This window comes from Rhodobacter ferrooxidans, assembly GCF_000176015.1.
Taxonomy (GTDB): Bacteria; Pseudomonadota; Alphaproteobacteria; order Rhodobacterales; family Rhodobacteraceae; genus Pseudorhodobacter_B; species Pseudorhodobacter_B ferrooxidans.
In genome coordinates this window covers 44,572-63,566 of the sequence record NZ_ACYY01000005.1, presented here as the reverse complement: position 1 = coordinate 63,566, position 18,995 = coordinate 44,572, and the positions used below count along the sequence as shown (strand labels likewise).

Here is an 18,995-nt window from a genome sequence, read left to right as displayed (position 1 = left end):
ATCCCGCGACCGCCCGCGCATTGTCATGCGGCGTGGCTTGGCCTAGAGATGGGGCAAAGCGCAGGAAGGCCCATGACCACAGCCGCCATCATCGTCGCCGCCGGGCGCGGCACCCGTGCCGGGGGCGATCTGCCAAAGCAATGGCAGGGGCTTGCCGGGCAGCCGGTGCTGGCCCACAGCCTTGCCACCTTTGCCGCCGCCCCGGGCATCGACCGGGTGCTGTTGGTGATCCATCCCGACGACCGCGACCGGGCCTTGGCGCTTGGGTCTGGGGTGGAACTGGTGGTTGGTGGCACCAGCCGCGACGCCTCGGTGCGCAATGCGCTGGAGGCTTTGGCGGGCAGCGGCACCAGCCGCGTGCTGATCCACGACGGCGCGCGGCCGATGCTGACGCAGGGGTTGATCGCGCGGTTGCTGGCGGCGCTGGACCATGCACCGGGGGCGGCACCGGCGGTGGCGGTGACCGATGCGCTGTGGCGTGGCGAGGGCGGCAAGGTGGTCGGCACGCAAGACCGCACCGGGCTGTATCGCGCGCAAACCCCGCAGGCTTTCCACTATGACGCGCTGCTGGCCGCACACCGCGGCCATCCCGGCGGCGCTGCCGATGATGTCGAGGTGGCGCGGGCGCACGGGCTTGACGTCGCCATCGTCGAGGGCGACGAAGACAATCTGAAACTCACCTTCCCCGGCGATTTCGCCCGTGCGGAACGGTTGCTGAAGGAGCGACGCGGCATGGATATCCGGCTGGGCAATGGCTACGACGTGCATGCGTTCTGCGACGGCGATCACGTCTGGCTGTGTGGTGTGAAGGTGCCGCATGGCAAGGGGCTGCTGGGCCATTCCGACGCCGATGTGGGGATGCACGCGCTGACCGATGCGATTTATGGCGCGCTGGCCTTGGGCGATATCGGCACGCATTTCCCGCCTTCCGACCCGCAATGGAAGGGGGCGGCCAGCCATATCTTCCTGCGCCATGCGGTTGAAATGATCGCCCAGCACGGCTTCAAGCTGGCCAATGCCGATGTGACGCTGATCTGCGAGCGCCCGAAGATCGGCCCGCATGCCGCTGAAATGCGTCGGGTTTTGGCCGATATCATGGGGGTGGATGTCGCCCGGGTGTCGGTCAAGGCCACCACCTCGGAACGGCTGGGCTTTACCGGGCGCGAGGAGGGCATTGCCGCCGTCGCCACCGCAGCCCTGGTATCGGCATGACGATCTCGCGCGCCGTCGCCATCTTCTTCGGCGCAGGGCTGCTGCGCCCCGCCCCCGGCACCTGGGGCTCGGCGGTGGCGGTGGCGCTGGGGGTGGCGATCGACTACTTCCTGGGCTTCCCGGCGCTGGTGATGGCCACCCTTGCCGCGATCGGCTGGGGCTTCTGGGCGGTGGAGCGCGAATTGGCAAACCGCCCCGGCGACGATCCCGGCGAGTTCGTGATCGACGAGGTGGCGGGGCAATGGATCGCGCTGCTGTTCCCGGCTGCTGCGTTCTGGAACCGCGGCTTGGACAACTGGGCCGTGGCAGCCTACCCCGGCTGGATCGCCGCCTTCCTGTTCTTCCGGCTGTTCGACATCTGGAAACCCTGGATCATCGGCCGGGCCGACCGGCGCGGCGATGCGGCGGGGGTGATGCTGGACGACCTCTGGGCCGGGCTGTTTGCGGGCATCGCCACGATGATTGCCGCAGGTGTCGCCCACGGAGTGCTGATGTGAGCGTGGCCACGCTGCTGGCCAAGGCGCGCAGTCTTGGTCTGCGGATCGCCACCGCCGAAAGCTGCACGGGGGGCATGCTGGCGGCGGCACTGACCGATGTGGCCGGGGCCTCGGACGTGTTCGAGCGCGGGTTTGTGACCTATTCCAACGCCGCCAAGGTCGAGATGCTGGGGGTATCGCCTGCCACTTTGACCACGCATGGCGCGGTGTCGGAAGCGGTGGCCATCGAGATGGCGCAGGGCGCGCTGGCCCATTCCAAGGCCGATCTGGCGGTGGCGATCACCGGCATCGCCGGGCCGGGCGGGTCGGATTTCAAGCCCGAGGGTCGGGTGTGTTTCGCGCTGGCGATGGCGGGGCGGCCAACGGTTGCCGAAACCGTCGAGTTCGGCCCGCGCGGCCGGGCGGCGGTGCGCTCGGCGGCTTGCGTGCAGGCGCTGACGCTGCTGGCGCAGGCGCTGGACTAATTTTCCATTCGCCCTGACAAGGGCGTTACCGGCGATTCTGCGCATCTTTTTCAGGCAGTTTCAGAATTGCCCGCCAAGGCAGCAGCTTTCCGGCGCAAGGGCGCTTTTCCGGGCAAGGTTTTCCGGCTTTGACGGCGGCGCAACCGCGCGCCGGAAGGAATCCGCCGAATGAACGCCGCCGATACCGCCTTTATCCTGATCTCGACGGCGCTGGTGCTGTTCATGACCCTGCCGGGGCTGGCGCTGTTCTATGGCGGGCTGGTGCGGGCGCGCAACGTGCTGAGCGTGTTCACCCAATGCTTTGCCATTGCCTGCCTGGGCAGCATCCTGTGGCTGGCGGGCGGCTACACCATCGCCTTCGGCGGCGAGGGCGCTGTCTGGGGCGGCTTTGGCAAGGCGTTCCTGCACGGCGTCACCGCCGACAGCCTGACCGGCAGCCTGCCCGAGGTGCTGTTCTTCGCCTATCAGATGACCTTCGCCATCATCACCCCGGCGCTGATCGTCGGCGCCTATGTCGAGCGGGTCAGCTTTGGCTTCGTGTTGCTGTTTTCCGGCCTCTGGCTGCTTTTGTGCTATGCGCCGGTGGTGCATTGGGTCTGGGGCGGCGGTTTTCTGGCCGACGGCGGGATTTTCGGCGCCTTGGGCGTGCGGGATTTCGCCGGGGGAATCGTGGTGCATGAAACGGCGGGGCTGGCGGCGCTGCTGGTGGCGCAGCGGCTGGGGCCAAGGCGCAACCGCAACACGCCGCCGCACAGCCCGGTCTTGGTGATGCTGGGAACCAGCATGCTCTGGGTCGGCTGGTTCGGTTTCAACGGCGGCTCGGCGCTGGCGGCCAACGGCCAGGCGGCCTCGGCGATGACGGTCACCCACCTGTCGGCGGCGGCGGCGGCGCTAAGCTGGATCGGCTGGGAGCGGATCAAGTTCGGCCGCGCCTCGCTGGTCGGCATGTTGACCGGGGCGGTGGCGGGGCTGGCCTCGATCACGCCCGCCTCGGGTTACGTCGGCCCGGTGCAGGCACTGCTGATCGGCACGGTGGCGGGCGTGCTGTGTCAGGAGGCGGTGGCGCTGGTGCGGGCGAAATCGGGCATCGACGACACGCTGGATGTGTTTGCCGTGCATGGCGTCGGCGGGATTTTCGGCACGCTGATGGTGGCGGCCTTGGGGTTGGGGGCCTGGGGGGCACAACTGGGGTCGCTGGGAATCGTCGGGGTCTGGACGGTGGTTGTCACCTTTGCGGTGATCCGGCTGGCCGAACTGGTGACGCCGATCCGGGTCGATGCCGAGGCGGAATCCAACGGGCTTGACCTCTCGGCGCATGGCGAGCGGGCTTACGAGCTGAACAGCTAGGCCCGCCGCCGTCCGGGTCACGGGTGCTGGGCGAAGAACCGCAGCGCCTCGGTCGCGGCGTCGATGTCTTGCGTGGCGCCACGGCGGTCCGAGCGTTTGCCGCCGGGCCAGTGGTGGCCGCCGCCGATCACCTTCAGCAGCACCACCTGCGCCACACCGTTGCGGTCGCGCCATTGGGTGCGGCTGACGCTCATGCCATCTGGGGCGGGGTCGATGGTGTCGGTGGCCGCCAGCAGCCTGCCAGCTTGCGCGCGGCGGAAGGCGGCCAGCACGTCATCGACGGCGGCAAAGATCGTCTCCACCTTCGAGTCCGGCCCGAAGCCGCCCGCAAAGGGCACATGGCTGTCGGCGCTGCCGTGGATATGCAGCAGCGGCACCGGGCCTTGCGGGCGGATATGCGCCACGTCCATGGTGCCCGCCACCGAGGCCACCGCCCGCACCGCATCGGGGCGTTTGGCGGCATAGGTCTGCGCCATCATCGCGCCGTTCGACATGCCGGTGAGATAGACCCGGCGGGGGTTGATGCCGTAGCGGCTTGCAGCATCGGCGATCACCCGGTCGAGAAAGCCGATATCGTCGATCCGCGCCGCGGCGGCATAGGCGCAGCAATAGCCGACGTTCCAGGTGCGCAGATTGCCGAACCGGGCGCTGCCTGCCGGATAGGCCACGGCATAACCCGCCGCCAGCGCCTTGGCCGTCAGTCCGGCATCGCGGGCATACTGCCGGGGCGAGCCGCCACCGCCATGCAGCGCGATGATCAGCGGTGGGTTGGCGACGGCTTCGGGAACGGCGATCTGGTAGAAGCGGCCATCGTCCAGCGTTACCTCGGCCAGGCGCTGGGCGGCGGCGGGAAGGGCGAAAAGCAGCAGGAAAATCGACAGGACAATGCGCATGGCGAAAACCTCGGGGTTGGCGATCCAAAACCAACGCCGCCACCAAGGTTTTCCGTCGCTAGACCGTTTTGGGGGCGTAAAGATCCTCGGCGCGGCGTTCAAAGGCGCGCACGATCCGCACCATCGCTTCGTTGAACACGAGGCCAATGATGCCCTGCAGGATGGCATTGCGGAATTCGAAATCCACAAAGAACTCCACCTCGCAGCCCCCCGTCTCCAGATCGCGGAACGCCCAGGTGGACAGCATGTGCTTGAACGGCCCGTCCAGATATTCGGTGCGGATGGTGTGCGGCCCGGGTTTCAGCGTCACCCGGCTGGTCCAGCGTTCGCGGAACACCTTGAACGACACCACCAGATCGACCACCATCACCTGCTCGCCCGGCAGACCGCCCGGCAGCGGCGTCAACGACCGCACCCGCGCCGCCGCCGCCCAAGGCAGGAACTGCGGATAGGAATCGCAGTCGGCCACCAGCGCATACATCTGGTTCGCCGTGTAGGGCATCACCCGGGTTTCCTGATGGTTGGGCATGCGGCTCTTTCTTCTCGGCGTGACTTGTCTTGCGGTATTGGATATTGCGATGGTGAAAATCAAGGGGTCGCCATGCCACATCGTCCTTATGTCATCGACCAGATGATCTCGGCCAAGGCGATCTCGGCCCGGGTCGAGGCGCTGTCCCACGAGATCACCGCGCATTTCAAGGGCACCAACAAGCTGATCGTGGTCGGGCTGCTGCGCGGGTCTTTCGTGTTCATCGCGGACCTCGTGCGCGAATTGGACCTGCCGGTCGAGGTGGATTTTCTGGAGGCCTCCAGCTACGGCGACGCCATGTCGTCCAGCCGCGAGGTGCGTATTCTCAAGGACTTGCGCGGCGAGATTGCCGGGCGCGACGTGCTGGTGGTGGAGGATATCGTCGATACCGGCTTTACCCTGAGCCACGTGGTGCGGCTCTTGAAATCGCGCGAACCCAAGCGGCTGGAGGTTTGCGTGCTGCTGGACAAGCCGTCGCGGCGCGAGGTCGATATCAAGGCGACCTGGACGGGTTTTCAGATCCCCGATGAATTCGTGGTCGGCTACGGCATTGATTTTGCGCAAAGAAACCGCAACCTGCCCTATATCGGCAAGGTGCGGTTCACCGACTGATGCTGCCGGATATCGTGGCGCCCGGTCTGGATGTCCTGTTCTGCGGCACCGCACCGGGGGCGATGTCGGCGGCACGCGGGCATTACTACGCCCGGCCCGGCAACCGGTTCTGGCCGCTGCTGGCCGAAATCGGCCTGACGCCGCGCCGCCTGCACCCCGATGAGGATCACCTGCTGCCCGGCTTCGGGCTGGGGCTGACCGATCTGGCACAAGGCGTTTCGGGGCAGGATGCAGAAATCCCGCGGCATGCCTATGCGCCGGATCGTTTGCAGGCACTGGTGGCGGCGATCCGGCCAAGGGCGCTGGCCTTCACCAGCCTGACCGCAGCGCGGCTGGCGCTGGGGGTGCCGCGTCTGGCGGCGGGGGCACTTCCCGCCGACCCGCGCTATGGCCACACCAGGCTTTGGGCCCTGCCCTCGCCTTCCGGGCTTGCCAGAAGCCATTTCAGCGCCGATCCTTGGCTGGCGTTGGCTGCATGGCGAAAGGGCTTGCGATGAACATGACCTGGCTTGTCCGCATGGCCCGCTGGGCCCGGCATCCGCCATCCTGGGGCCGGGTGAAACTGGTGGCAGGCGTGGTCGCCGCCTGCCTTGTGCTGGTGGTCCTCGAGAAATTCATCGGCTGGCCCGATTGGCTGGCGGTTAACCGCCTACCAAGGCACTGAAACCATGCAGGACTCGGACTGATGTTTCCGACCAAAGTCCGGGCTCACTCGATTCTGATTTTCATTCGCAACAGAAAGGATCAGTCATCCAGTGTGAGTAACCTGCATGGAGGAACTGCGATGAAGCTTTGCCTGGCTCTGGCGGCCGTGGCCGCAATGACGTCGTTCGCCGCGATGGCGGAAGAAGTGGAAGATCCTTTCGCCGATACGGTGGAAGCCCGTCACGGCCTGATGCTGCAGATGCAGACCGATGTGGCCAAGGTCGGCGCGATGGCCAAGGGCGAGACGGCCTATGACGCCGCGATCGCAGCCAAGGCCGCCGCCAACATCACCGCAGTGGCCTCGGTGCTCAGCATGGACCAGTTCCCCGCAGGCTCCGAGGTCGACAAGGCCGCCGACAGCTACGCGCTGCCCGACATCTGGACGAATCAGGACGATTTCATCGTCAAGATCGCCGCGATGAACGAGGCCGCCGTGGCGTTTCAGGGCGTGGCCGGCACCGACCTTGAAACCATGAAGGCCGGAATGACCAAACTGGGCGAGGCCTGCGGCGGCTGCCACAAGGCCTATCGCAAGCCTGAAGAAGAATAAGACCCCGACACCCGACACCCGACAGGACACTGCAAAAGCGAATTGGAAGTGACGACATGAAACGACTGTTCCTTGGCCTTTGCCTGTTGGGTGTTATCGGCGCCGCCGGATTTGTTGCCCTGACCCGCCCTGCCCGGATCGATCCTGCGGCCGTGGCGGGTCTGGTGGGCGACCCGAAAAACGGGGAAATCGTGTTCTGGGTCGGCGGCTGCGCCTCGTGCCATGCCGCCGACAAATCCACCGGCGATGCCATGCTGCTGCTGACCGGCGGCAAACGCTTCGATACCGAATTCGGGGTGTTCGTCGCCCCCAACATCTCGCCCGACCCGGCGCAGGGCATCGGCGGCTGGAGCGTCGAAGACCTGGCCAATGCGATGCTGCTGGGCACCTCGCCCAGGGGCACACATTACTACCCGGCGTTTCCCTATGCCTCCTATGTGCATATCAAGCCGCAGGATGTGGCCGATCTGAAAGCCTTTATGGACACGCTGCCGCCCTCGTCACGGCCGACCGAACCCAATGAGCTGAATTTCCCCTTCAACTTCCGCCTGCTGATGGGCGGCTGGAAGTTCCTGTTCCTGAACCCCGATCCGATTGTCGCAGATGCCGGACTGACGCCCGCCGAACTGCGCGGCCGCGATCTGGTGGAAGGTCTGGGCCATTGCGGCGAATGTCACAGCCCGCGCAACCCGCTGGGTGGCATCGAGCGCGCCAACTGGCTGGCCGGGGCACCAAACCCCGATGGCCCGGGAAAGATCCCGAACATCACGCCGGCCAAGCTGAACTGGTCGCAGGCGGATATCGTCGAATACCTGACCAGCGGCTTCACCCCCAGCTTCGACAGCGCCGGGGCCGCGATGGCCGACGTGGTGAACAACCTGTCGCACGTGCCCGCCAGCGACCGTGAAGCGATTGCCGCCTATCTGAAGAAAGTGCCCGCGATCGAGTGACCCCGGGGCTTTCACCTTTGCTCAAATATCCCCCGCGGAGCGTCCCTGCCCTGCCGCATCACAGGCTTTGATGCGTTGATCCGCGACAGCGCCGCCCGAGGGGGCTCGATGCCCCTGAGGGCGGCTCGCCTGACGGAAAGGAAGGGGGGCTGTCTGCCCCCCTCGGTGCGCCGCACCTCACCCCCCGAGGATATTTTCCCAAAGGTGAAGCCGAAAGGCTCAGGCGCGCCCGAGTTTCTCCAGCCGGGCGGCGCGAAGCCGGGCGAAATCGGCGCCGGCGTGATAGCTGGAGCGGGTCAGCGGCGTGGCCGAGACCATCAGGAAGCCCTTGCCATAGGCCGCCTTGCTGTAGCCTTCGAACTCCTCGGGCGTCACGAAGCGTTCGACGGCGTGGTGCTTGGGCGTCGGTTGCAGGTATTGGCCGATGGTCAGAAAGTCGATGTCGGCGGCGCGCATGTCGTCCATCACTTGGCCCACCCCCTGCCGGTCCTCGCCCAGCCCCACCATGATGCCGGATTTGGTGAACAGGGTGGAATCAAGCTCCTTGACCCGTTGCAAGAGCCGCAGGCTGTGGAAATAGCGCGCGCCGGGGCGCACCGTCGGGTACAGCCCGGGCACGGTTTCCAGGTTGTGGTTGAACACGTCTGGCCGCGCCTCGACCACGGTTTCCAGCGCGGCAGGGGCGCATTTCAGGAAATCCGGCGTCAGCACCTCGATGGTCGTGCCAGGCGCCCGGTGGCGGATGGCGCGGATGGTCTGGGCGAAATGTTCGGCGCCGCCATCCTCCAGATCGTCGCGATCGACCGAGGTGATCACCACATGCTTCAGCCCCAGTGTCGCCACCGCATGGGCGACGCGACCGGGTTCAAAGCTGTCAAGCGCCTGCGGCTTGCCGGTGGCGATGTTGCAGAATGAACAGCCGCGCGTGCAGATATCGCCCATGATCATCATGGTGGCATGCCGCGCCGACCAGCACTCGCCGACGTTCGGGCAGCCTGCCTCTTCGCAGACCGTCACCAGTTTTCCCGCCCGCAGGATGTCGCGGGTCTCGCGGTAGCCTTCCGAGGTTGGCGCCTTCACCCGGATCCAGCTTGGCTTTTTCGGCTGCGGATTGTCGGGGCGATGCGCCTTTTCGGGATGGCGGTCTTCGGGCAGTCTGATGTCGCGCAACGGATTTTCCCCTTACGGCTTGATCCCGCCGTTCATAGGCTTTCGGGGCCACGAAGGCAACCGACGCAGGCAGCGGCGGGCCCTTGGGCACAGTCATTTGATCGGAGGGAACATGAGCAGGAAACTGATCGCCGAGGCGCTGGGGACATTGATCCTGGTGCTGTTCGGCTGTGGGGCGGCGGTGCTGATGGGGCCGCAGATCGGCATGACCGGCATCGCGCTGGCCTTCGGGGTGTCGATTGTCGCCGCCGCCTATGGCCTGGGCGCGATTTCGGGGGCGCATCTCAATCCGGCGGTGTCGCTGGGCATGCTTCTGGCCGGGCGGATGCGGGCGGGCGAGTTTGTCGGCTATGCCGTGGCGCAATGTCTGGGGGCGGTGATTGCCGCGGGTCTGTTGCTGGTGATCGCCTCGGGCAAGGCCGACTATTCGGTGGCGGTCAACGGTCTGGGCCAGAACGGCTACGGCGAGGGCTACCTGGGCGAGTATTCGCTGGCCTCGGCGCTGCTGTTCGAAGCGGTGATGACCTTTCTGTTCGTGACGGTGATCCTTGGTGCCACCGGGGCCGGGGCGCCCGCGGGTTTTGCCGGGCTGGCCATCGGGCTGACGCTGGCGGGCATCCATCTGGTCGGCATCAATGTCACCGGGGTTTCGGTGAACCCGGCGCGGTCGCTGGGGCCGGCGGTGTTTGTCGGTGGCAAGGCACTGGCCGATCTTTGGGTGTTCATCCTGGCGCCGCTGGCGGGCGGAGCGCTGGCGGGTCTGCTTTACCGGGCAGGCGTCACCCGCGCGGCCGATTAAACCGGCAGGTGCCGCAACCGCAGGCGCATGGCGCATTATCAGGCAGGCGGGCGGGAAAAACCTCCCGCCTGCCTGCATCCTTGTCGCTGACCATTGACCGGGTTGGGCGCGCGCAGTAGCGAGAGCCGAAATTTCGCAACCCGTTCAGAGGACCGCCATGATACCCGGTGCAAGACTTCCCGATGTCACCTTCCAGACCCGCGTGCGCGACGACAGCATCGCCGGGCCGAACCCCTACCGGTGGCAAGACATGACCACCGCCGATTATTTCGGCGGCAAGCGCGTGGTGCTGTTCGCGCTGCCCGGCGCCTTTACGCCCACCTGCTCGACCTACCAACTGCCGGGGTTCGAGAAGGGGTTTGACGATTTCGCGGCCCTCGGCATCGACGCGATCTACTGCCTGTCGGTCAACGACGCTTTCGTGATGAACCAGTGGGCCAAGGCGCAAGGCCTTAAAAACGTGCAGGTGATCCCGGATGGCTCGGGCGCCTTCACCCGCCGCGTGGGCATGCTGGTGCGCAAGGACAACCTTGGCTTTGGTCTGCGCAGCTGGCGTTATGCCGCCGTGGTGCGCGATGGCGTGGTCGAGGCCTGGTTCGAGGAGCCGGGGCTGGCCGACAACCATGAAGCCGACCCCTACGGCGTGTCCTCGCCCGACACCGTGCTGGGCTGGCTGCGGGCCGCGGCGCAGGGCGCTGCCGCCTGAAATCGGACCACGGCAATCGGGGGGCTTGCGGCCCCCCTTTTTCATGGGCCACGCCTGTGCCTTGATCTGCCCGGCCTTGGCCGTCATAACGGCAGGGCACCCCGGGAAAGGCCAACATGACCCTTGTCGAGACTGCCCTTGCCAGCTTTGCCCTGCTGCTGACGCCCGGCCCGACCAACACCCTGCTGGCGTTGGCGGGGGCCTCGGGCGGTGCGCGGGCGCTGCGGCTGATCCCGCTGGCGGTGCTGGCCTATCTGCTGGTGGTGCTGCCGCTGGCCGTTATCGGCGAAAGCCTGCTGGCCGCCCTGCCCGGCCTGCGGCTGCTGCTGGGCCTGATCGCCGCCGCCTGGGTGATGCTGCTGGCGCTGCGGCTGTGGCGCCTGCCCGAGGCGGGAACGGAAACCCGCGCCGTCACCCCGGCCAATATCTTCATCACCACTTGCCTGAACCCGAAGACCTTCGTGCTGGGATTGGTGCTGCTGCCTGACACTACCGCTGGCCTGAGCCTCGCCGCCGCCGCCCTGGCGCTGGCGGTCACCGCCACGTCGACGCTTTGGGTGGCACTGGGGGCAGCCCTGCCCAGCCGCCACGCCCACCTGCCGCCGGTCTTGCGCCGAGGCGCCGCACTGTGGCTGGCAGTGCTGTCGCTGGGACTGGCGGCGGGCGGATTGCGCGGGTGAAACCGCCGGGTTGGTTTCTTCTCTGCAAAAGTATCCCGGGGGGTGAGACGCGCCCGGAAAACCTTCCGGTGGAAGGTTTTCAGCGACGAACGCCCGACCCGTGGCCGGGCTGGGGGCTGGCCCCCCGGCTTTGGCGGAGAGTCCGGCGCGGTGCGGTGGCCCCGCGCGTTCGGCACTTCGCGCCTGCCGGGGCGCGCAGGTGTGCGCGCCCGTTCGCTGCTGAAAACGCTCCAGTGAGCTTTTCCTGTCCCGCCCATCCGGCGCGGTGCAGTGGCCCCGCGCGTTCGGCATTGAAAACGCTCCACTGGAGCGTTTTCTCCCGGCCGTTGGCCGGGACCATGCCTCACCCAATAAGCGGCCCTGACCGCCCGTATTTCTCGTCACAATGCCGCCGCAACCGCTGCAAGGCGATGCGCAGCACGATCTTGCCGGAACGCGCCGACCAGCCCATGCGCTTTTCCGCCACCTCCAGTCCCTCCAGAAAGCAGCAGCAGCGCAGCACCATATCCCCCAGCCCCGGCCCCAGATCGCGCAGCGCCGCGGCCACCCGGTCGCGCGCCGCAGTCGGCCCCTCGGCCTTGCCGGCATCGGCACGAAAGCCGCCACGGTCGCCGCCGGTCAGAAACCGGTCCCAGTTCTGCGCCACCCGCGGCCCCATCTGCGCCAGTTCGAAATCCTCGCGCAACCGCTCGGCGGCGTCGGCCAGTTCCGGCTCCAGAAACAGCCGCCCGTCCTTGTCGCGCCGCCGCGCCAGCACCGCCACCGGGCTTTCGGCCATGTTGTAGCGCAGCCGCCGCCGCCCGTCCTCGCCACCGACTTCGCGCTCGCCCCAGACCCGGTGCTGGTCACCGAACGGCGTCGCCGCCTCCGACATGCCCATCCGCGCCCGGTCGGCCTCGTCGATCATCCGCTTCAGCGCCGCCCGCCCGGCCGGCGTGATCTCGTAGGTCGCAATCCGCCCGGTCTTGCGACAGGCGATCCAGTCCTTCAGCGCGAAGGCCTGCGCCGCCGCCCGGTCCACCACCGCGGTCTGCGCCATCTTGCCGTCGGGCAACGCCCGCAGCACCGCCGCCTTGTCCATGTCGGCGGCAATCGCCAGCACCGCCCCGGGTTCAGCCAAACGCCGCAACACCCGTCGCGCCTCGCGGGCAATGCCGGCTTCGTCGAGGGGAAGACCCGGTTGGGTCACAGGCGTGCGGATCGGTGCCGTCATGTCAGAGGCGTCCTTCTTGCTGGCTGGAAAAGCTGTTTTCGCGCGCGGCACCTGCCCGAGGGCCGCCAGCGCCTCGTCGACCAACGGGTCGTCGCGGCGGTTCTCGTAGCGGCGCACCTGGCGCATCACGGTCGAGGCATGGCAGCCTTCGCGGCGCGCCAGAGCCCGCAAGCTCAGCCCTTCCTCGGTGTGATCCAGATACAGCCGCACCGCTTCGGGCAGCCAGTCCGGCAGGGTGGGGTTGGCACTCAGGTTCGGTGTCATCGTATCTTCCCGTGCTGCCCCCCGGTGGCACTTTGTCCAGCCATGGACGAAGGCAACCCTGAGTGGCATTCGTTAGCAGTTCGTTAATAATGCGTCTTTCGTTGATAATTGTTTCTAAAACCTAAACAAATGAGAAACCTCCGCGCGCTGAATCAGGCTCGGGTGCAACGACCGGTTGCGCCGGTGCATTGTGGCGAAATCTTGTTCAGGAGAGTTGCCATGACCGATTTCCGCGCCCTGCTTGCCGACCTGCGCCGTCCGCGCTTGTTGATCCGTGCCGCCCGTTTCGGCATGGCCGACTACCGCCGCGACCGCGATCTGAAGCGTCTGATCGACGCGCAGACCCCGGCAACCCCGGAATCCGCCCTGCCAAAGCTGTTTTGCGAAGAGGAACGGCTGGAAGACACCCGCCGTTCCGGCGATCTGGGCTATTCGCTGTCGCGCCATGTCGAGGTGCTGATCGCGCTGATGGCCGAGGCCCGGCTGCTGGGGCGCGAGGTGCGGGGGTAACGCAAAAGGGGCCGCGATGGCGGCCCCTTGCTGTGTCTGATTCCGAAACAATTACTGTTGCCGGATGCGCAACACTCAGATGAAGGCGTCCGGCTCCGCCGCCTTCTTGCGCGCCACATAGTCGGCCAAGGCCTCGGCCACACCCGGGTCCAGATCGGGCTGCTGGTAGTCGCCCAGCATCTTGGTCACCCGTTCCGCCGCGAGCGTCTCGGTGTCGCGCGCACCCTCCTCGTCCCAGGTCTCGAACGGCTTGTAGTCGAACAGGTCGCTGCGCCAGAACGCGGTCTTGAAGTTGGCTTGCGTGTGCTCGCAGCCCAGATAATGCCCGCCGGGGCCGACCTCGCGGATCGCATCCATGCCCTGGCCGTTGGCATCCATCATCACGCCCTGCGCCAGATGATGCAGGCAACCCAACTGGTCGGCGTCCATCACGAACTTCTCGTAGGACGACACCAGCCCGCCCTCCAGCCAGCCACAGGCGTGCAGCATGAAGTTCACCCCGGCCAGCAGCGCCATGTTCAGGCTGTTCGCGGTCTCGTAGGCCGCCTGTGCATCCGGCAGTTTCGAGCCGCAGAAACTGCCACCCGAGCGATAGGGCAAGCCCAGCCGCCGCGCCAACTGCCCGGCGCCATAGGTGATATGCGCGGCCTCGGGCGTGCCAAACGTCGGCGCACCCGAGTTCATGTCGATCGAGGTCACGAAGGCGCCAAAGATCACCGGCGCACCGGGGCGCACCAACTGGCTGTAGGCCACCCCGGCCAGCACTTCGGCCAGCACCTGCGTCAGCGTCCCCGCCACCGTCACCGGCGCCATCGCGCCCCCGACGATGAAGGGCGAGATGATCGCCGCCTGGCCAGCGCGGGCATAAACCTCCAGCGCCCCCATCATCGTCGAATCAAAGGTCAGCGGGCTGTTGATGTTGATCAGGCTGGTCATCACCGTGTGCTGATCGACGAAATCGGCACCGAACAGGATCTTCGACATCTCGACCGAATCCGCCGCCCGAACCGGTTCGGTCACCGACCCCATGTAGGGCTTGTCGGAAAGCGTCATATGCGCGTGCAGCATGTCCAGATGCCGCTTGTTCACCGGCACGTCGGTCGGCTCGCAGACCGTGCCACCCGAGTGGTGCAGCCATTTCGACATGTAGCCCAGCTTCACGAAATTGCGGAAATCAGCCATGGTGGCATAGCGCCGCCCGCCTGACTGATCGCGCACGAAGGGCGGGCCATAGACCGGCGCCAGCACCAGATTGCGGCCGCCGACCTCGACATTGCGCGCCGGATTGCGGGCGTGCTGGGTGAAGGCCGAAGGGGCTGTGGCGCACAGCTTGCGGGCAAGGCCGCGCGGAATATGCACCCGCTCGCCCTTCACATCGGCGCCTGCCGCCCGCCACAAGGCCAATGCGCCGGGGTTTTCAAGGAAGTTGACACCGACTTCCTCCAGCACGGTATCGGCGTTCCATTCGATGATCTCCAAAGCCTCGGCGTTCAGGATCTCGAAGTTCGGAATGTTGCGGGTGATGAAGCGCGCGGTGTCGAAACTGACCGCGGTACGTTCGGCCCGCCGCGACGCCCCGCCACCACCGCGCACCCGGCGGCCAGAAGTTGGTTCGGCAACATCACTCATCCGCATCGTCCTTCCATGGCGTGTCCCCCGCTGATAGCCGCACCGTCCGCCCGCGTGTGTCGGATTTGCGGCTGTTTGGTTGCGAAAACGACATTCGGGCGGTGGCGGGCCGTGGCAGGCGGCAGAAGGCTAAAGCGCGCCTGCCAGCCATACGGCGGTCTTGGCAATCACGCCTTCGGCCATGCTCTGATCTTCGGACAGCACGCCATAGATGTGGTCGCCCCCCGGCACGATCACCGCCTCTTTCATCGGGTTGGCGGCGGCGGCCAGAAAGCCCGGCGCGTAGGTGGCGGCGAAATCCTTCTCGCCGGTCACCGAAAGGTAGGGGCCGGGATAGGAGACCAGCGCCGCCATCAGGTCGTGGTGTTGCAGCGTGTCGAAGAACGAGGCCTTCAGCGCGATGGTGCGCCAGCCCAGATCCAGCCCGACGATGCCATCGGCGGCGGCGCGGTCAAAGGCGGGCTGACCCAGTTCCTCCAGGAAATCGGCGTGGAAATCACCGACCGAGGACCAGGTGGCCAGCGCCTTCACCGCATCGGGATGCCCGGAGGCCAGCAGCATCGCCACCCCGCCGCCCAGCGAGAATCCCAGCACGCCGATGCGTTGACCATCCACCCCCGGCGTCGCGGCAAGGGCTGCCAGCGCCGCTTCGGCATCGGCCAGTTGCCCCGGCACCGTGGTGGCGCCGGTGTCGCCGTCGCTTTGGCCAAAGCCGTGGAAATCAATGCGCAGCGAGGCCACGCCCTTTGCCGCCAGCGCCGCCGCCTCGCGGGCATACATGCCGCCAACCTCGTCGCGCGACGACCCGAAGCCGTGCAGCATCAGCACCGCCGGTGCCGCGGGAACGCCATCGGGCAGGTTCAGCGTGGCGGCAATGCCACCCTCCAGCACCAGCGCGGTTTCGCCCGCCGCCGCCGCCCCCGCCGCCAGCAGCAGCGCCCCGACCATCCCGGCCCCGATCATCCCCGTCCTTGCCATTCCACGCATCGCCACCTCCTGTTGCCGATATTGCATGGCTACGCCCGCCGCGCCCCGGCTGGCAAGCGGCATCCGGCCTCTTGCGCCTGCGCGCGGCACAACTTATGCCACAGGCATGACCCAGCATGACCGCCTTCTGATCATCGACTTCGGCTCGCAGGTGACGCAACTGATCGCGCGTCGGCTGCGCGAGCTGAACGTCTATTGCGAGATCCATCCCTTCAACAAGGTGGACGACGCTTTCCTGCGCGCCTTTGCCCCCAAGGCCATCATCTTTTCCGGTGGCCCGGCCTCGGTGTTTGCCGAGAACGCGCCGATGCCGCCCGCCGCCGCCTTTACCCTTGGCGTGCCGATCCTCGGTATCTGCTACGGCCAGCAGGTGATGATGCATTGCCTGGGTGGTCTGGTCGAACGCGGCCATGGCACTGCCGAGTTCGGCCGGGCTTTCGTGACGCCGACCGAAGCCACCTCGCCCTTGCTGGACGGCTGGTTCCAGGCCGGGCGCGAGCAGGTGTGGATGTCGCACGGCGATCACGTCTCGCGCCTCGCCCCCGGTTTTCAGGTCTATGGCACCTCGCCCAACGCGCCCTTTGCCATCACCGCCGACCCGTCGCGGCACTTCTATGCCGTGCAGTTCCACCCCGAGGTGCATCACACCCCGAAGGGCGCGAAACTCTACGAGAATTTCGTGGAAATGGCTGGCTTCAAGGGCGACTGGACCATGGGCGCCTACCGCGCCGACGCGATTGCCAAGATTCGCGCGCAGGTGGGCAAGGGCCGGGTGATCTGCGCGCTGTCGGGCGGCGTGGACAGCTCGGTCGCGGCCATCCTGATCCACGAGGCGATCGGTGATCAGTTGACCTGCGTCTATGTCGATCACGGGCTGATGCGGCTGAACGAATCCGAACAGGTCGTGTCGATGTTCCGCGAGCATTACAACCTGCCCTTGATCCACGCCGACGAATCGGCGCTGTTTCTGGGCAAGCTGGAAGGGGTGTCGGACCCCGAGACCAAGCGCAAGATCATCGGCGGGCTGTTCATCGAGGTGTTCGAGAAACACGCCAAGGCCATCGGCGGCGCTGAATTCCTGGCCCAAGGCACGCTTTATCCCGATGTCATCGAATCGGTCAGCTTTTCCGGCGGCCCCAGCGTCACCATCAAAAGCCACCACAACGTCGGCGGCTTGCCTGCCCGCATGAACATGCAACTGGTGGAACCCTTGCGCGAGCTCTTCAAGGACGAGGTCCGCGCTTTGGGCCGCGAGTTGGGCCTGCCGCAAAGTTTCATCGGCCGCCACCCCTTCCCCGGCCCGGGTCTTGCCATCCGCTGCCCCGGCGAGATCACGGCTGAAAAGCTGGACCTGCTGCGCCGCGCCGATGCGGTCTATATCGACCAGATCCGCAAGCACGGGCTGTATGACGAGATCTGGCAGGCTTTCGCCGCGATCCTGCCGATGAAGACCGTCGGCGTAATGGGCGACGGGCGCACCTATGACTATGCGGTGGCGCTGCGGGCGGTGACGTCGGTCGATGGCATGACCGCCGACACCTACCCGTTCAGCCACGAGTTCCTGGGCGAGACCATGACCCGCATCATCAACGAGGTGCCGGGGATCAACCGGGTGTTCTATGACGTGACCTCGAAACCGCCGGGCACCATCGAGTTGGAATGACCGGCACGGTTCGCCTTTCCGGCCAGTTGATCTGCGCCAATGACGCCGAAGTGGCGGTAGTGAGCCAACATCTGCCCGAGCACATCCGCCTGACCCGCGCCGAGCCGGGTTGCCTCAGCTTCAGCGTCACCCAGACCGCCGACCCGCGGGTGTTCCTTGTGGCCGAGGCCTTCGCGAACCGCGACAGCTTTGCGGCCCACCAGTCGCGCACAGGCACCTCGGCCTGGTTTGCCGCCACCGCGCATATCCGCCGCGACTTTGATATCATCGACGATTAGACCGCCGAACCTTGGCAACCGCGCCACAACCGGCAGGCAATTTCGCGTGACGCGGCGTCATTGATTGACCGGCTTTTTGTCGCACCCTAGCTTTGACCGCAACGGGGGAGGAGACCCCGGCGAAAACAACTTATCTCGGGGGGACAAGAATGAAAAAGACAGTGGCAACGCTGGGCGTTCTGGCGATCAGTGCAGGCGCTGCAACGGCGGGCGGAATTGACCGGTCGGGTCAGTTCATGGGCGTGCTGTTCGAGAAGGGCAACTATGCCGAACTGTCGTTCGGATCGGTCAGTCCCGATGTCAGCGGCGTCGCAACCGTGTTTTCACCGACATCCGGCGCCGCCTCGGGCGACATGTCGAAATCCTACGCCCAGATCGGTGGCGCGCTGAAATTCAAGATCAACGACAGCCTGGATGCGGCGCTGATCTTCGATCAACCGTTCGGGGCCGATGTGTCCTATCCGGCCGGCAGCGGCTATTATGCCCAAGGCACCACCGCCGATCTGAACACCTCGGCCATCACCGGCGTGCTGAAATACCGCCTGCCGTCGAACATCAGCGTCTATGGCGGTCTGCGCTATCAGACCTTCGAGGCCAAGGCCTCGATTCCCTTCGTGGGCGGCTATACCGTCAATGGCGCAAAAGATGATGCTGTCGGTTATCTGGTGGGCGTGGCCTATGAAAAGCCCGAGATCGCGCTGCGGGTGGCGCTGACCTACAACTCGAAGATCCGGCACTCGCTGGCCACCACCGAATTTGGTGGACCCAGCCCGAAAACCGATATTGATACGCCGCAATCGGTGAACCTGGAGTTCCAGTCGGGCATCGCCAAGGACACGCTGCTGTTCGGCTCGGTGCGCTGGGTTGATTGGACGGCCTTCGATATCTCGCCGGCCACCTATGGCGTGATCACCGGCAATCCGCTGGTCAGCTATCACAAGGATACCGTGTCCTATGCGCTGGGGATCGGCCGCAAGTTCAGCGAAAACTGGTCGGCGGCGGTTTCGGTCGGTTATGAAACCAAGATGGGCAAGTTCTCGACCAACCTCGGGCCGACAGATGGCAAGACCAGCATCACGCTGGGCGCCACCTACACCCGCGACAACATGAAGATCAGCGGTGGCGTCACTTATGTCGATATCGGCAATGCGCAACCGACGCTGAACGGCACCCTGCCTTCGGCCAACTTCCGCGACAACCATGCGGTGGGCTTTGGCCTGAAGGTCGGCTTCAGCTTCTGAGCCGCCCGCAATGCCGCAAAGGCCCCGCGCAACCCGCGGGGCCTTTGCGCATATTTCGCGTGAAATCCCGCGGCTTTGGCGGTATCAGGGGCGCAG

22 protein-coding genes are annotated in these 18,995 nt (G+C 66.2%); 16 read left to right on the top strand and 6 right to left on the bottom strand.

The window, feature by feature from the left end; translation table 11 throughout:
* The first annotated feature begins 72 nt into the window (after positions 1–72).
* The 4 genes from RSW2DRAFT_RS05250 to RSW2DRAFT_RS05235 all read left to right on the top strand — a co-directional run bounded on the left by RSW2DRAFT_RS05250 (position 73) and on the right by RSW2DRAFT_RS05235 (position 3,520).
* Positions 73–1,212 (top strand): bifunctional 2-C-methyl-D-erythritol 4-phosphate cytidylyltransferase/2-C-methyl-D-erythritol 2,4-cyclodiphosphate synthase, encoded by a 1,140-nt coding sequence (locus tag RSW2DRAFT_RS05250; protein WP_008028771.1) that lies wholly within the window; start codon positions 73–75, stop codon positions 1,210–1,212.
* Complete coding sequence (locus RSW2DRAFT_RS05245; RefSeq protein ID WP_008028769.1) at positions 1,209–1,709, top strand: phosphatidylglycerophosphatase A family protein; 501 nt, start codon at positions 1,209–1,211, stop codon at positions 1,707–1,709. The genes RSW2DRAFT_RS05250 and RSW2DRAFT_RS05245 overlap by 4 nt, the downstream gene beginning before the upstream one ends.
* The gene (locus tag RSW2DRAFT_RS05240) at positions 1,706–2,173 is read left to right on the top strand and encodes a CinA family protein (RefSeq protein ID WP_008028768.1); all 468 of its coding nucleotides are present in this window, start codon (positions 1,706–1,708) and stop codon (positions 2,171–2,173) included. Before RSW2DRAFT_RS05245 ends, RSW2DRAFT_RS05240 begins: the two co-directional genes overlap by 4 nt.
* A 168-nt stretch (positions 2,174–2,341) precedes the next feature.
* Positions 2,342–3,520, top strand: coding sequence for an ammonium transporter (locus tag RSW2DRAFT_RS05235; RefSeq protein WP_008028766.1), 1,179 nt, complete (start codon positions 2,342–2,344; stop codon positions 3,518–3,520).
* A gap of 17 nt (positions 3,521–3,537) precedes the next feature.
* Here RSW2DRAFT_RS05235 and RSW2DRAFT_RS05230 read toward each other — a convergent pair whose 3' ends face one another.
* Together RSW2DRAFT_RS05230 and RSW2DRAFT_RS05225 are read right to left on the bottom strand one after the other, a co-directional pair.
* On the bottom strand, positions 3,538–4,413 hold the full coding sequence (locus tag RSW2DRAFT_RS05230; RefSeq protein WP_008028764.1) for an alpha/beta hydrolase family esterase: 876 nt from the start codon (positions 4,411–4,413) through the stop codon (positions 3,538–3,540).
* 58 nt (positions 4,414–4,471) lie between these two features.
* A complete protein-coding gene (locus RSW2DRAFT_RS05225; protein ID WP_040671651.1) occupies positions 4,472–4,942 on the bottom strand; it encodes a type II toxin-antitoxin system RatA family toxin in 471 nt (156 codons plus the stop codon).
* Positions 4,943–5,014: 72 nt separating this feature from the next.
* On the opposite strand from RSW2DRAFT_RS05225, the gene hpt reads away from it, so the two are divergent.
* The 5 genes from hpt (at position 5,015) to RSW2DRAFT_RS05205 (ending at position 7,759) form a co-directional block, all read left to right on the top strand.
* Positions 5,015–5,554: a hypoxanthine phosphoribosyltransferase gene (hpt, locus tag RSW2DRAFT_RS05220; protein WP_008028759.1), complete on the top strand. Its 540-nt coding sequence runs from the start codon at positions 5,015–5,017 to the stop codon at positions 5,552–5,554.
* Complete coding sequence (locus RSW2DRAFT_RS05215) at positions 5,554–6,051, top strand: mismatch-specific DNA-glycosylase (protein ID WP_008028757.1); 498 nt, start codon at positions 5,554–5,556, stop codon at positions 6,049–6,051. The genes hpt and RSW2DRAFT_RS05215 overlap by 1 nt, the downstream gene beginning before the upstream one ends.
* The gene (locus tag RSW2DRAFT_RS18235; RefSeq protein ID WP_008028756.1) at positions 6,048–6,218 is read left to right on the top strand and encodes a hypothetical protein; all 171 of its coding nucleotides are present in this window, start codon (positions 6,048–6,050) and stop codon (positions 6,216–6,218) included. Before RSW2DRAFT_RS05215 ends, RSW2DRAFT_RS18235 begins: the two co-directional genes overlap by 4 nt.
* A gap of 120 nt (positions 6,219–6,338) precedes the next feature.
* A complete protein-coding gene (locus RSW2DRAFT_RS05210) occupies positions 6,339–6,809 on the top strand; it encodes a c-type cytochrome (RefSeq protein WP_008028754.1) in 471 nt (156 codons plus the stop codon).
* Positions 6,810–6,865: 56 nt separating this feature from the next.
* On the top strand, positions 6,866–7,759 hold the full coding sequence (locus tag RSW2DRAFT_RS05205; RefSeq protein ID WP_008028752.1) for a c-type cytochrome: 894 nt from the start codon (positions 6,866–6,868) through the stop codon (positions 7,757–7,759).
* Positions 7,760–7,978: 219 nt separating this feature from the next.
* Here the strand turns inward: RSW2DRAFT_RS05205 and lipA are convergent, their stop codons facing one another.
* Complete coding sequence (gene lipA, locus RSW2DRAFT_RS05200) at positions 7,979–8,929, bottom strand: lipoyl synthase (RefSeq protein WP_008028751.1); 951 nt, start codon at positions 8,927–8,929, stop codon at positions 7,979–7,981.
* Positions 8,930–9,041: 112 nt separating this feature from the next.
* Here lipA and RSW2DRAFT_RS05195 point away from each other — a divergent pair, with 112 nt between their 5' ends.
* The 3 genes from RSW2DRAFT_RS05195 to RSW2DRAFT_RS05185 all read left to right on the top strand — a co-directional run bounded on the left by RSW2DRAFT_RS05195 (position 9,042) and on the right by RSW2DRAFT_RS05185 (position 11,114).
* On the top strand, positions 9,042–9,728 hold the full coding sequence (locus RSW2DRAFT_RS05195; RefSeq protein ID WP_008028748.1) for an aquaporin: 687 nt from the start codon (positions 9,042–9,044) through the stop codon (positions 9,726–9,728).
* A 157-nt stretch (positions 9,729–9,885) separates the two neighbouring features.
* Positions 9,886–10,434 (top strand): peroxiredoxin, encoded by a 549-nt coding sequence (locus RSW2DRAFT_RS05190; RefSeq protein WP_008028746.1) that lies wholly within the window; start codon positions 9,886–9,888, stop codon positions 10,432–10,434.
* 116 nt (positions 10,435–10,550) lie between these two features.
* Entirely contained in the window at positions 10,551–11,114 is a 564-nt protein-coding gene (locus RSW2DRAFT_RS05185) for a hypothetical protein (RefSeq protein WP_008028744.1), read from the top strand.
* A gap of 343 nt (positions 11,115–11,457) precedes the next feature.
* On the opposite strand, the gene RSW2DRAFT_RS05180 is transcribed toward RSW2DRAFT_RS05185, so the two are convergent.
* Entirely contained in the window at positions 11,458–12,591 is a 1,134-nt protein-coding gene (locus RSW2DRAFT_RS05180; RefSeq protein WP_008028743.1) for a DUF6456 domain-containing protein, read from the bottom strand.
* Positions 12,592–12,810: 219 nt separating this feature from the next.
* Between RSW2DRAFT_RS05180 and RSW2DRAFT_RS05175 the strand changes: the two genes are divergently transcribed.
* Complete coding sequence (locus RSW2DRAFT_RS05175) at positions 12,811–13,101, top strand: DUF6477 family protein (protein WP_008028742.1); 291 nt, start codon at positions 12,811–12,813, stop codon at positions 13,099–13,101.
* Between the two features lie 75 nt (positions 13,102–13,176).
* Here RSW2DRAFT_RS05175 and RSW2DRAFT_RS05170 read toward each other — a convergent pair whose 3' ends face one another.
* On the bottom strand, positions 13,177–14,730 hold the full coding sequence (locus tag RSW2DRAFT_RS05170) for a trimethylamine methyltransferase family protein (RefSeq protein ID WP_008028740.1): 1,554 nt from the start codon (positions 14,728–14,730) through the stop codon (positions 13,177–13,179).
* Positions 14,731–14,859: 129 nt separating this feature from the next.
* Entirely contained in the window at positions 14,860–15,717 is an 858-nt protein-coding gene (locus RSW2DRAFT_RS05165) for an alpha/beta hydrolase (protein WP_008028738.1), read from the bottom strand.
* Positions 15,718–15,823: 106 nt separating this feature from the next.
* Here RSW2DRAFT_RS05165 and guaA point away from each other — a divergent pair, with 106 nt between their 5' ends.
* The 3 genes from guaA (at position 15,824) to RSW2DRAFT_RS05150 (ending at position 18,899) form a co-directional block, all read left to right on the top strand.
* Positions 15,824–17,380 (top strand): glutamine-hydrolyzing GMP synthase, encoded by a 1,557-nt coding sequence (guaA, locus tag RSW2DRAFT_RS05160; RefSeq protein ID WP_008028736.1) that lies wholly within the window; start codon positions 15,824–15,826, stop codon positions 17,378–17,380.
* Complete coding sequence (locus tag RSW2DRAFT_RS05155) at positions 17,377–17,658, top strand: putative quinol monooxygenase (RefSeq protein WP_008028733.1); 282 nt, start codon at positions 17,377–17,379, stop codon at positions 17,656–17,658. Before guaA ends, RSW2DRAFT_RS05155 begins: the two co-directional genes overlap by 4 nt.
* Before the next feature lie 149 nt (positions 17,659–17,807).
* The gene (locus RSW2DRAFT_RS05150; RefSeq protein WP_008028731.1) at positions 17,808–18,899 is read left to right on the top strand and encodes an OmpP1/FadL family transporter; all 1,092 of its coding nucleotides are present in this window, start codon (positions 17,808–17,810) and stop codon (positions 18,897–18,899) included.
* Positions 18,900–18,995 lie beyond the last annotated feature (96 nt).